Raw genomic sequence first — 13,071 nt, 5'->3', positions numbered from 1 at the left:
CTTAATCGTCGATGACATTATCAATAATCTTGACGTGAATCTTAACGATATTTATAGTGCTTCGGCAAGCGGTTCTTTTCGGTGGTGTTCGATGCCGCGTCGCCACTCTCTCAAACAGCATTCCTCGAGGTCTTCATGAAGCATGTCGTAGCTTATCGTTCGTTGCCTCGTGCTGTGCTGGGGCTTCTTCGTGAGCACTGCTCCGTCGAACTGGTCGACGTTTCGTCCGGTGACCTCGCGCCGTTCAGGCACGCCTTGGGCACGGCTCATGGGATGGTCGGCAACAATCTCAAGATAACGCCCGAGATCCTTGATGCGGCGCCCTTACTTCAGGTCGCCTCCACCATTTCGGCCGGCTTCGATGCCTTCGATGTCCCCGAACTCTCGCGTCGCGGCATCGTTCTGACCAATACGCCGGAAGAAGTCACCGAAACCACCGCCGATCTCGTGTTCAGCCTGATCCTCGCGACTGCCCGGCGCATTTCGGAACTTGCCGACTGGACGCGTCGCGGCCAGTGGAAGCGAACGGTCAGCGAGGCGCAATTCGGTGTCGACGTGCATCACAAAACGCTCGGAATCGTCGGCCTTGGGCGCATTGGCAGCGCGGTCGCGAGGCGCGCCGCCCTCGGCTTCGGCATGGAGGTGATCTATTCCAACCGCTCCCGCAACCCCGAAGCCGAGGAGCGCTACGGCGCGCAATGGCGACCGCTGCCCGAACTACTCGCGACTGCGGATTTCGTCTGCGTGCTCGTGCCGCTATCTCCCGCCACGGAGCGCCTGATCGGCAGCGCCGAGCTCGGGACCATGAAGCCGTCGGCCATTCTCATCAACTGTGCTCGCGGACAGGTCGTCGACGAAGCCGCCCTCATTGCGCATCTGCGTGAAGGCCGCATTCTCGCCGCCGGCCTCGATGTGTTCGAACGCGAACCCGTGTCGCCGGACTCGCCGCTGCTCCAGCTCCCCAATGTGGTAGCGGTGCCGCATATCGGCTCCGCTACGCAACAGACGCGCGAGAACATGGCCATGCGCGCGGTACGCAATCTCGTCGCCGCGCTCGACGGCAAGCTCTCGTCGACCTGTGTCAATCCCGAAGCGCTCGAGGCCCGCTCGTCCGCGCGACAGAACACCGTCTGAATGGCGCGAAACACCCTCACTTCAACCCAAAGGAACACGCGATGACCTCAGTCAACCGGCCCCGCGGCGTCTACTCGCCCGTGGTCACGCCCTTCACAAAAGACCTTCTTCCGGACCACGACCGCTATGTCCGTCATTGCCGGTGGCTAATCGAACAGGACGTCGGACTCGCTGTGTTCGGCACCAACTCGGAAGCGAATTCGCTCGCAGTCGGCGAGAAAATCAAGCTGCTCGACACGTTGGTTGACGCGGACATTCCGGTCGATCGCCTGATGCCGGGCACCGGTTGCTCGGCACTCACCGACACAGTTGAACTGACACGCCATGCGCTCTCGCTCGGCGTGAATAACGTGCTGATGCTGCCGCCGTTCTACTACAAGGGCGTCACCGACGAAGGCCTGTTCCGCAGCTACGCGCAGATCATCGAGCGCGTGGGCTCCGATGCCCTGCGCATTTATCTGTATCACATCCCGCCTGTGTCTCAGGTACCGCTGAGCCTCGCGCTGATCGAGCGGCTGCTGGCTGCTTTCCCGGGCGTGATCGCCGGCGTGAAGGACAGCTCGGGCGACTGGAGTAACACACAGGCCATGCTCGAGCGCTTTCAGCCGCAAGGCTTCGATGTATTCGCTGGCAGCGAAACTTTCCTGCTGGCCACGATGCGTGCGGGCGGCGTCGGCTGCATCACCGCGACCGGGAACGTCAACCCGGGGGCTATCGTCGAGTTGTATCGTCACTGGCAATCGGCCGACGCCGATGCCCATCAGGCCGCACTCGATGCCACTCGTGCGGTGTTCGCCCGGTTCCCGATGATCCCCGCGCTCAAAGCAGCGATCGGCGTGTATTCGAACGGTGCCGACTGGGGCGTCGTACGCCCTCCTCTCGTCGATCTGACGCCGGTGCAATCCAATGCGCTCGCCTTGGCACTGCGCGAGATCGGCTTCTCGATGCCGGGAATCGAAGTCACCGGCTGATTCCGTGAACGAAATACCCGCCGGCTGCATGCGCAACCGGCGGACTTGTCGAGCCAATCACTGCTTCTCCATTTATGCCCAGTCGTCCAGCGCGTATTCGTTCAGCGCGGCTTCATCGAAACCGAATCCGAGGCCTGGACGAGTCGGCACGATCAGCATGCCGTCTGCGAACGACAGCTGCGTGTCCACCAGCCGGCGGAAATTCAGCACCTGATCGTCGGGAAAAAATTCGACATAGCGCGCATTGGTCGTCGACGCCACCAGATGCACGTGCAGATCGTGGAACCAGTGCGGGCACATCGTCACACCGACCGCCGCGGCCGACGCCGCGATCCGCCGCCATTCGCTGATTCCGCCGCACACCGCCGCGTCCGACTGAAGGATCATGGCCGCGCGCTTATCGAGCAGTTCCTGATGCCGCCAGCGCCCTGCTTCTATCTCGCCGGTCGCAACGGTCACCGGTGTGCGCCGGCTCAGTTGCGCATGGCTCTCGATGTCGTCGGGACTGAACGGCTCTTCTATCCAGTACGGGTTGAACGGCTCGTATCGGCGCATGTATTCGAGCGCGGTTGGCACGTCGGACCAGGCGTTGTTGGCATCGAGCATCAGCAGCACATCGTCGCCGATGGCCTGCCGTGCAGCCCTGATCCGCGCTTCCTCGCTGCGCGGATCGAGCCGCCCTACCTTCATCTTCACGGCGCGGAAACCTAGCGCCACGTAGCCCGCCATTTCCTCGCCGAGATGCTCCGGCGTCTTGCCTTCGAGGTAGTAGCCGCCGCTGGCATAGGCCGGCACGGTGGCGGCGGACGTACCGCCGAGGTAATGGCTTAGCGGTAGGCCGGCGGCACGTGCGTTCCGGTCCCACAAGGCGATGTCGAGAATGGACAACGCCCGCATGACCGAGCCGGCACGCCCTTGCAGCAGCGACTCGTCGTACATGGCGCGCCACGAGCCTTCGACATCGAGCGCCGAGCGCCCGCGCAACAGCGGCGCGAACAATTCGCGCACGGCATACGTGACCAGCATGCCGGCGCGGCTGCCGCCGTAGCAAAAGCCGATGCCGTAACGGTCATCGGCTGTCGTGACGCGCACGACCGTGTAGTCGCGGGCAGTCACGAGACGGGTCGAGAATGCAGTGTGGCGGTCGAGCGGCACGCGAATGGTGCGTGCCTCCACAGAAACGATCCGCGAACATGTCTGGTAATCGGTTTGCTCAGGTTCAACGATGACGTGTTTCATGGCAGTCAATCGACCCGGAAAAGATAACGATATTCATGGAGCTGATCTTCCGGCGGCGGTAGCCGTCCCCGTTGCGTCCCCTGCCGTGGTGCGCCGGCCGATGACCAGCAGCATGGCCAGCACGCCGGCAAGATCGACTGCCGCGCCGAGCAAGAAGCCGCTGCTGTAACCGCCCAGGTACTGGACCGCTAGACCCATCATGGTCGGACCGACGATGCCCGAAATGTTGCTCATCAGGTGAACAAAGCCGCTTACGCCGCCAAGATGCCTGCCTGGCACAAGCTCGTGAATGGTGGCCCAGCACGCTTGCGACGAAGCCGTCAGGAACAGCACGGCGCACGCGACAAGCATTACCGCCGGCGCTACGGAATCGACCATGCTGACGCCCACCAGCGCGAGACCCGACAGCGCGAGCGGCACGATCGCGGAGAGCTTGCGCGCCATCAGCTTGTTGCTCATGCGCTTGAAACACGCGTCGGCGAGCAGGCCGCCGCCGAAGTATCCGATCCCGCCGCATGCCCATGGCACCGCGCTCAGGATACTCATGTGTTTCATGTCCAGATGCAGCGCGTTGGTGAAATAGCTCGGCATCCACGAGATGAACACGAACAGCGTGTAGTTCACCGCGAACAGGCCGACCCCAAGCGCAAGCGTGCTCGGACGAAACAGGTAGCTGCGCAGGGGAGTGGCTTCGTCGCCACCTTCTGCGGGGTGCGCCGCGCCGCGGCTCACTTCGACCATTTTGCGTTCGGCCGCGCCGACCCGGGCGCTTTGCGCGGGCTTGTCGGTCACGAACAGGCGCCAGGCGACGATCCACACCAGCCCGAACGCCGCGATGATCACGAACGACGTACGCCAGCCATAAGAAATCGCAATCAGTCCGACGACCGGCCCGGCGATTGCGCTGCCTGCCGTCTGCCCCGAAAACGTAAAGCCGACCATGGTCGCGGTTTCATGCCGGGGAAACCAGTTCGTGATGGTCCGGTTGGTCGTCGAATTCATCGGACCTTCGCCGAAGCCGAACAGCGCCCGGGAAATCAGCAGCGTGCCGAACCCGGTCACGGCCGCAGTCAGGCCGCAGAGAATGGACCACGTCCCCATCGCCCAGGAGAACACCCGGCGCGGTCCGTACTTGTCGGCGAGTTGGCCGCCGACGAATGCGAAGATGGAATAGCCGAAGAAGAAGCTGCTGAACACCACGCCGAGTTGCGACGGAGAAAGACTCAGCTCCTTGTTGATGATAGGTGCGACCACGCCAAGCGCCGCGCGGTCCATGTAATTGATCGCGCCCGCAATAAACAGCAGCACGGCGACGACGTAGCGATACTTCCCGGTCTTCATGTTGTCTCCGTTCCGGATAAATAAGGATGCCAAATTTTATTGTCTGACACTTCTCGCGAGTGCCATGAAGGTACTACTTGTTGACAAGCCTGGCAGGAAGCTGCGTCAAGATGAGACTGGCAGACACGATCAGCGACCCCGCGATCAGGAACAGGCTCGAATCAAGTGAATGCGTAACCGTCTTCAACCATCCAACAAGCGCAGGGCTTACGAATCCCGCGAGATTGCCCGTCGAATTAATCAATGCAATGCCGGCGGCCGCACCGGTGCCACCGAGAAAAGATGTGGGCAAGGCCCAGAACATGGGTAAGGCGGTAATCACACCCGAAGCGGCAAGCGTCAGGCCAAGCAACGCAATATACGTATTGTTGCCCGCATAGGCGCACATCACGAAGCCAGCCGCCGCCGCGCATTGCGGCAACACGACGTGCCAGCGGCGTTCACGCGTGCGGTCCGCATGGCGTCCGACCACGACCATCGAAATCAGGGCGGCAAGATAAGGCACGACAGTGAGCAGGCCGATGGTGAAGGCGTCCGTGACACCCGAACCCTTTATGATGGTGGGCTGCCAGAAGCCAACAGCATAAGAGCCCATCACAATACCGAAGAGGATCGCACACAAGGTCCAGACCTTGAGCGACGTGAAGACCTCGCGCACGGAGCCGTGGCTTTTGGTGCGCGCTTCCGCATCGATTTCCGATGCGATGAATTCGCGGTCCTGAACCGGCAGCCACTTTGCATCCTTCACCCGGTCGTCGAGGAACCAGAAAATGACCGCTGCCAGAATTACCGCGGGGGCGGCTTCCAGAATGAACAGCCACTTCCAGCCGGCAAGCCCCGCGTTGCCCGCCAGGCGCTGCATGATGAAGCCCGATATCGGGCCGCCGACAATGCCCGCCACCGGATTGCCGGCCATCAGGAAAGCGATCATCTTGCCGCGACGATGCGATGGGAACCAATACGTGAGATACAGCACCATCCCCGGGAAAAAACCCGCTTCTGCCACACCCAGAAAGAAGCGCAATACGTAGAACATCGTGGGCGTGGTGATCCATGCGGTCGCGGCCGAGAGTACGGCCCAAGTCAGCATGATCCGGGCAATCCAGCGGCGCGCGCCGAGCCGGTGCAGCAGCAAGTTGCTCGGCACCTTCAGATCGCTGAGCATCTGGAGCTTGGCGAAGCCCACGTTAACCCGATCCAGATACGCCACCACGTAGCAGACGAACAGCAAGGGCATGAAGCGCCAGGTCACCCGCGTGTAGATCGAGTTGCTTGCCGCGCTGTCAGGTATCCGTATTGCGGGTGTCTGGGTACTCAAGGGCTGTCTCCATTATTTTGATCGACTGGCTATCGGGCTGCGGTTTTACTTATCGGTATAAGTGGCCGTTCGCCCTCGCGATGCGCTGAACTGCTGCCGACTCAACTCATGATGCCGATCTGCCACGGTACGAATTCGTGGTCGCCCAGCCCGAGCATTTCGCTCTTTGTGCGCTCGCCCGACGCGGCGGCAAGAATGGCGTCGAAGATTTTCTGACCCGTGCTCTGGACCGACGCAACGCCATCCAGGATGCCGCCGCAGTTCAGATCCATGTCTTCAGTGAGGCGGCTGTACATCGGCGTGTTGGTGGCGAGCTTGAGCGATGGCACGGGCTTGGCGCCGAACATCGAACCGCGTCCTGTGGTGAAGGCAATGAGGTTCGCGCCGCCGGCAATCTGACCGGTCGCCGAGACCGGGTCGAAACCGGGCGTGTCCATGAAAACGAGTCCAGCTTGCTTCACCCGCTCGGCGTACCGATACACCTCCATCAGCGGCCCGGTGCCGCCTTTCATCGATGATCCAATCGACTTTTCGAAGATGTTCGCCAAGCCGCCCACCTGATTGCCAGGGCTGACCTGACCGTTGATCTGGACGTCCCGGCCGACTGAATATTCGTCTTTCCACCAGCGGATCCGTTCGACGAGCTTCTCGCCCACTTCGCGGCTGACGGCACGCCGCGTGAGCGTATGTTCCACGCCGTAGATTTCGGGTGTTTCGGAGAGAATGGCCGTGCCGCCATGCCGGACCAGCAAGTCCATCGCCGCGCCGAGCGACGGATTTGCGGTAATCGACGAAAAGCCGTCCGAGCCGCCGCATTGCAGGCCGATCTTCAGGTGGCTGGCCGAAACCGTCGCGCGCTTCACGCGATTAGCGTCGGGCAGCATCGCCTTTACCGCAGCCACGCCGGCCTCGATGGTCCGGCGGGTGCCGCCGCTCTCCTGCATGATGAAGGTGTGCAGCCGCGAATCAGCTTTCAGGCCTTCCTGATCGATCAGTCCGGCCAGTTGATTGCGCTCGCATCCCAGCCCGACAATCAGTGCCGCCGCGAGATTGGGATGGCGCGCGTAACCCGCCATGGTCCGACGCAGCAGCGCCATCGGCTCACCGCTCATCTCCATGCCGCAACCGATCGAGTGAGTGAACGCAACCACGCCGTCTACGTTGGGGTAGTCCGCCAGCCGTTCCGGCGTGAACCATTCGGCGATCCTGTGCGCGACCGTGGCTGAACAATTGACTGTCGACAACACGCCGATGTAGTTGCGCGTGGCAACCTCACCGTTGTCTCGCACGATGCCTTGGAATGTGGCGCGCTCGCCTTCGGGCAGCATCTCGACGGGCCGGTAGTCGGCGCTGAACGCGTAGTCCCGGTTGAACTCGCGGAACTCGACGTTATGGCTATGGACCATCGTGCCCGGCGAAATATCCGTCGTGGCGAAACCGATCACCACGTTGTATTTGCGAACCGGCTCGCCCTTCTTGATCGACGTCGCCGCGATCTTGTAACCCGCGGTCACCTGGCTGCGGCAAACAAAATCCTCCGATGAAACCGCCGTACCAATTGCGACGTCGATGCGCGCAATCACCACGTTGTCAGCGGGGTGCAATCGGATCACCGGCCCGGTCATGTTCTTGCTCGTCATCTCAGTCATCAGGCATTGCCTTCCTAAATATGCAGCTCGACGGTCAAAAAAGGACGCGATGCGAGTAATCGCTTTCCTGAACGTCCGTTATGGTCGAGGCGCCACTGGCTTGATCATCCGGAATTCCATTGCATCTTATGGTACTTCGGTCGCGAGTTCAAGAGAAAGCGCTTACTTATTTCCTTTATACTATCGACCGGGCCGCCGCATTGGCGGATGCCGGTACCCGAACAGGAGATTGAGATGTGGCAACAAGCTGAGCGATACCCCGACCCCCGTGTGATCTCGCTGGACCCTTCCTTCGATAAATACCGCGTCGCCTTTTCGGCTGTCGAACGGTTGGCTACCGGCTACCGGTGGACCGAGGGTCCGGTGTGGTTCGGCGATGGCCGTTACCTGCTCTGGAGTGATATTCCGAACAACCGGATGCTGAAATGGGAGGAGGAAACTGGCGTGGTCAGCGTGTTCCGGAATCCTTCGAACTACGCGAACGGCAACACTCGCGACAGGCAGGGACGGCTCGTCACATGCGAGCACGGCCGTCGCGTCACGCGCACCGAGTATGACGGCAGCATTACGGTCCTCCTCGATTCCTTCGAAGGCAAGCCGCTTAATTCTCCGAACGATCTGGTAGTGAAATCGGACGGTTCTATCTGGTTCACCGATCCGCCGATGGGCATTGCCGGGCACTACGAAGGGATCAAGGCGGAACAGGAACTCCCGCATTCGGTGTATCGGATCGATGGCGTGACGGGTGAAGCGTCCGTGGTCACCCGCGACTTGAAAGGCCCGAACGGCCTGTGCTTTTCACCCGACGAGAAGCTCCTCTACATCATCGAGTCACGCGGTGTGCCCAACCGGCTCATTCACGTTTATGAAATGGATGCGGACGGTCGCGGAATCGGTAAAGGCCGGCTGTTCTACGACGCGGGGGTCGGCACAATCGACGGCATGCGCGCGGACATCGACGGCAACTTGTGGTGCGGCTGGGGCATGGGCAACGACGAACTGGATGGCGTCATGGTCATTTCGCCGCAAGGAAAGATGGTTGGCCGGATCGCCCTGCCCGAGCGCTGCGCGAATCTGTGTTTCGGTGGGCGCGCACGTAACCGGTTGTTCATGGCGTCGTCGCAGTCCATTTATGCGGTGCACGTCAACACGCAGGGCGCGCTCGGCGGATAACCCGGTGCGTTGCGAAACGTATCCCGGCCACCGGCATCTGCCGGTGGCGACACTTCACTTCAACACACAGACTTGGTAACCCTGACATGCAAAGCAAATCAGTATTGACCGTTGTAGAGGCTACGCGGATCCTCGAAGCCGCGCGCGCGGAAGCGGAGAAAAACCAGTGGGCAGTGACGATCGCGGTTGTCGACGACGGCGGCCATCTGCTGGCCCTGCTCCGCCTCGACGGCTGTGCGCCGATAGGCGCTTACATCGCGACCGAAAAGGCGCGTACGTCGGCACTCGGTCGACGTGAATCGAAGCAATACGAAGACATGATCAACGCCGGGCGGACCGCATTCCTGAGCGCACCGCTGGCCGGGACACTTGAAGGCGGGGTGCCGGTCGTCGTCGACGGGCACGTTGTGGGCGCAGTTGGCGTGTCGGGCGTCAAGCCGGATCAGGATTCGCAAGTGGCCAGAACCGCAGCAAACAGCCTCAATGGCTGACTGATTAATATTTGAAACTGTTGGAGCACATGATGGGTGAAATGATCGAGCGAAACGGGCTGCGCGTCGCGGCTGTACTCAGTAAATTTGTCGACGATGAGGCGTTGCGCGGCACCGGCATCGACAGCGAGTCCTTCTGGAGCGGTTTCGCCCAGTTGGTCCGCGACCTTGCCCCGAAGAACCGCGCGCTGCTCGCCGAACGCGATCGTCTGCAGACGGAGCTGGACCAGTGGCACCGCGCAAACCCGGGTCCGGTGCGCGATCTGAAGGTATACCGTGCGTTTCTCGAAGGCATTGGTTATATCGTGCCGGCGAGCGCAGCCGTCAAGGCGACGACCCAGAATGTCGATACTGAAATCGCCGTGCAAGCCGGCCCGCAACTCGTCGTGCCGCTCTCGAACCAGCGCTACGCGCTCAACGCCGCAAATGCACGCTGGGGCAGCCTGTACGACGCACTCTACGGCACCGATGCAATCCCCGGCACCGATGCCGAGCACACCGCGCACTTCAACCCGATCCGCGGAGCGCGCGTGGTCGCCCGTGCCCGCGCATTCCTCGATCAAGCCGCGCCGCTCGCCAACGGCTCGCACTTCGACGCCATCGCGTATCGCGTGGAATGCGGCAAACTCGCCGTTACGCTCGAGAACGGCTCATCTGCGTTGGAGGTCCCCGCGCAGTTCATCGGCTATCAGGGCGATGCGGGCTCCCCTTCCGCAGTCCTCCTGAAGCATCACGGCCTGCACTTCGAGATCCAGATCGACGCGACGGACTCCATCGGCAAAACCGACCCCGCGCGCGTGAAGGACGTACTGATGGAAGCGGCTGTCTCCACGATCATCGATTGCGAAGATTCGGTTGCCGCCGTCGATGCCGCCGACAAAGTCCAGCTCTACCGCAACTGGACCGGCCTCATGAAAGGCGATCTGGCCGAGCAGGTCACGAAGAACGGCGAGACTTTCACGCGCCGCCTGAATGCCGACCGCGAATACACCACGCCCGATGGCTCGACCGGAAAGCTGCATGGCCGTTCGTTGCTGTTCATCCGCAATGTCGGGCATCTGATGACGAATCCGGCGATCGTCGATGGCGACGGTCACGAGATCCCCGAAGGCATTCTGGATGCCGTGATGACCTCGCTGGGCGCGCTGCACGACCTGGAGAACAAACTCAATTCGCGCACCGGTTCGATCTACATCGTCAAGCCGAAGATGCACGGCCCGGCGGAAGTCGCGTTCTCCGATGAACTGTTCGGCCGTGTCGAAGATCTGCTTGGGCTGCCCCGCCACACCATCAAGATGGGCATCATGGATGAGGAGCGCCGCACGAGCGTCAATCTGCAGGCCTGCATTGCGGCGGCATCGGCGCGGGTGGCGTTTATCAATACGGGCTTCCTGGACCGCACCGGCGACGAGATGCACAGCACGATGGAAGCGGGTCCGATGATGCGCAAGGGCGACATGAAATCGTCGGCGTGGATCGCGGCTTACGAACGCAATAACGTGCTGGCGGGATTAAGCTCGGGATTGCGCGGGCGCGCGCAGATCGGCAAGGGCATGTGGGCGATGCCCGACCTGATGTACGCGATGCTCGAACAGAAAATCGCGCATCCGAAAGCGGGCGCGAACACGGCTTGGGTTCCCTCGCCCACGGCCGCGACGCTGCACGCGCTGCACTACCATCAAGTCGACGTTCAGGCCGTGCAGCAGGAGCTCGAGAAAGCCAGCTACGACAGCGCACGCGACGAACTGCTCGACGACTTGCTGACGATACCTGTCGTCGAAAAGGCGCAATGGTCCAACGAGGAAATCCGTCAGGAGATCGAGAACAACGCGCAGGGGATCTTGGGTTACGTGGTGCGCTGGATCGATGAGGGCGTCGGATGCTCGAAGGTGCCGGATATTCACGATATCGGCCTGATGGAAGACCGCGCGACGCTGCGCATTTCGAGTCAGCACATTGCGAACTGGCTGCATCACGGAGTGGTATCGGAAGCGCAGGTGAACGAGACGTTCTCGCGCATGGCGAAGGTGGTGGATGCACAGAACGCCAACGATCCGTATTACCAGCCGATGTCCGGTCACCTTGACTCGTCGCTGGCATTCAAGGCGGCGAAGGCATTGGTGTTTGAAGGGCGGGCGCAGCCTGGCGGATATACCGAGCCGTTGTTGCACAAATTCCGGCTCGGTGCGAAATCGTAGGGCGCACATCGCAGTCGAATCGGGGAGACAGATTGCTGATCGTGAGTTTCTATCGGTAATTCCGGACGTTTTCGATTGGCGCCATTCATTTTTGCGTCGCTATACTCGGTTCCAACCAGCGCCGGCGCACGCATCCGCGGCACGTGGGCGCCGAGCTCAGGGCATGGGGCATCGTACGTCTGGCGCGAAACGCGTCGGGGCTGAACACGGCATTCAACAACAGATAGGGTGAACGGTATGAGCAAGGTATACGCATCCGTCGCGGCGAACGTAGAGGTCAAGACTTCAGTTCGCTGGCGGATTTTCCTGATGCTGTTGCTGCTCGTCACGGTCAACTACATCGATCGTGCGTCGCTGTCGGTCGCCATGCCTATGATCTCGGCCGAGTTCACGCTTACGCCGGTCATGCAGGGCCTCATCATGAGTTCGTTCTTCTGGTCATACACGCTGATGCAGATTCCTGGCGGCATGGCCGTCGACCGCTTCAAGCCGCGGCTGGTGCTTGCACTGTGCACGTTGCTGTGGGGTGCGTTCCAAGGCTTGGGCGCGGTGACGACCAACGCAGTGTCCCTGCTCGTGACGCGGCTCGGACTCGGCGTTGCAGAAGCGCCTGTCGCATCGGCCGGCGGCGCCCTCAATGCGATGTGGCTCACGCAGCATGAGCGGGTGCGCGGCGCTTCGCTGATGGATGGCGGTTCGCCTCTCGGCGCGGCACTCGGATCGCTGTTGATCGCGTGGTTGATCGTGGTCGCGCATTCGTGGCGGGCAGCCTTCGCGATTGCGGGCGTAGGAACCATCGTCTGTGGCGTCGCCACCTGGTTCTACGTCAAGAATCACCCGCGGGACCACGCAGGCGTCAATGAGGCTGAAGCCGAGCACATCGAAAAAGCGCAGCAGCAGGAATACGAGAAAGAGGCGAAAGAGCTTTCAGGCAGAACGGTCGATTTCTTCAAGCATCGTTCGGTGCTTCTGATGTTCGTAGGTTTCATGTGTTGCACGACGCTCTACTACGGTCTGCTGACATGGATGCCCACCTATCTGCACAAGGTACACGGTCTCGACATACAGCAAATGGGAAACGCCAGCTTCGTGATTTTTTTCTGCGGCTTCATTGGTGAGCTCGTCGGCGGTTATGCCGCCGACAAGTGGCTAGCAAGTGGAGCGTCGCCGAATCGCGTCATGCGCACGATCTTTGGCGTGGCCGGCGCGGTTGCCACGGTCGCCGTGTTTTCAGTCGCGCACGCGAAAAGCCCGACAACCGTCGTCATCCTGCTTTCCATCACGCTTTTCTTCCTGCGCTGGGGCGGCCTCTACTGGTCGATTCCCGCGATGCTCGCCACGCGCCACAAGGTAGGCGTACTGGGCGGTCTGCTGAACTTCGGCGGGAATATCGGCGGCATGGTCATTCCGATCGTGATCGGTGCGATCGTTCAGTACACGGGCTCGTATTTTCTCGCGTTGATGTGCTTTGCTGCGATGGGCGTCGGGCTTTTGCTCTGCTCAGTCTGGATCGACTACGAAACGAAGATTCCGGTCTGAGCGGTCCTCGCGGCTTGC

General features: G+C 61.4%; 10 protein-coding genes. 6 read left to right on the top strand and 4 right to left on the bottom strand.

Translation table 11 applies throughout. The features are described from left to right. Positions 1-135: 135 nt before the first annotated feature. Positions 136-1,134, top strand: a complete 999-nt coding sequence (locus tag OKW41_RS21545; protein WP_429573904.1) for a 2-hydroxyacid dehydrogenase — start codon at positions 136-138, stop codon at positions 1,132-1,134. Between the two features lie 41 nt (positions 1,135-1,175). Further along, a complete protein-coding gene (locus tag OKW41_RS21540) occupies positions 1,176-2,105 on the top strand; it encodes a dihydrodipicolinate synthase family protein (RefSeq protein WP_429573903.1) in 930 nt (309 codons plus the stop codon). 72 nt (positions 2,106-2,177) lie between these two features. Here OKW41_RS21540 and OKW41_RS21535 read toward each other — a convergent pair whose 3' ends face one another. The 4 genes from OKW41_RS21535 to OKW41_RS21520 form a co-directional block, all read right to left on the bottom strand. After that, the gene (locus OKW41_RS21535; RefSeq protein ID WP_429573902.1) at positions 2,178-3,344 is read right to left on the bottom strand and encodes a mandelate racemase/muconate lactonizing enzyme family protein; all 1,167 of its coding nucleotides are present in this window, start codon (positions 3,342-3,344) and stop codon (positions 2,178-2,180) included. A 33-nt stretch (positions 3,345-3,377) separates the two neighbouring features. Beyond that, complete coding sequence (locus tag OKW41_RS21530) at positions 3,378-4,685, bottom strand: MFS transporter (RefSeq protein WP_429573901.1); 1,308 nt, start codon at positions 4,683-4,685, stop codon at positions 3,378-3,380. Positions 4,686-4,758: 73 nt separating this feature from the next. Next, a complete protein-coding gene (locus OKW41_RS21525; protein ID WP_429573900.1) occupies positions 4,759-6,003 on the bottom strand; it encodes an MFS transporter in 1,245 nt (414 codons plus the stop codon). Positions 6,004-6,104: 101 nt separating this feature from the next. Continuing rightward, entirely contained in the window at positions 6,105-7,652 is a 1,548-nt protein-coding gene (locus tag OKW41_RS21520; protein WP_429573899.1) for a UxaA family hydrolase, read from the bottom strand. A 234-nt stretch (positions 7,653-7,886) separates the two neighbouring features. On the opposite strand from OKW41_RS21520, the gene OKW41_RS21515 reads away from it, so the two are divergent. The 4 genes from OKW41_RS21515 (at position 7,887) to OKW41_RS21500 (ending at position 13,053) form a co-directional block, all read left to right on the top strand. Continuing rightward, positions 7,887-8,825: an SMP-30/gluconolactonase/LRE family protein gene (locus OKW41_RS21515; RefSeq protein ID WP_429573898.1), complete on the top strand. Its 939-nt coding sequence runs from the start codon at positions 7,887-7,889 to the stop codon at positions 8,823-8,825. Between the two features lie 86 nt (positions 8,826-8,911). After that, a complete protein-coding gene (locus OKW41_RS21510) occupies positions 8,912-9,316 on the top strand; it encodes a heme-binding protein (RefSeq protein WP_133663838.1) in 405 nt (134 codons plus the stop codon). 41 nt (positions 9,317-9,357) lie between these two features. After that, positions 9,358-11,514: a malate synthase G gene (locus OKW41_RS21505; protein ID WP_429573897.1), complete on the top strand. Its 2,157-nt coding sequence runs from the start codon at positions 9,358-9,360 to the stop codon at positions 11,512-11,514. 237 nt (positions 11,515-11,751) lie between these two features. Continuing rightward, on the top strand, positions 11,752-13,053 hold the full coding sequence (locus tag OKW41_RS21500) for an MFS transporter (RefSeq protein ID WP_429573896.1): 1,302 nt from the start codon (positions 11,752-11,754) through the stop codon (positions 13,051-13,053). The last annotated feature ends 18 nt before the right edge of the window (positions 13,054-13,071 follow it).

Source organism: Paraburkholderia sp. UCT70 (genome assembly GCF_050434085.1).
Taxonomy (GTDB): Bacteria; Pseudomonadota; Gammaproteobacteria; order Burkholderiales; family Burkholderiaceae; genus Paraburkholderia; species Paraburkholderia tuberum.
Note: the sequence above shows the minus strand (reverse complement) of the source record. Positions and strands in the feature narration are given on the sequence as shown.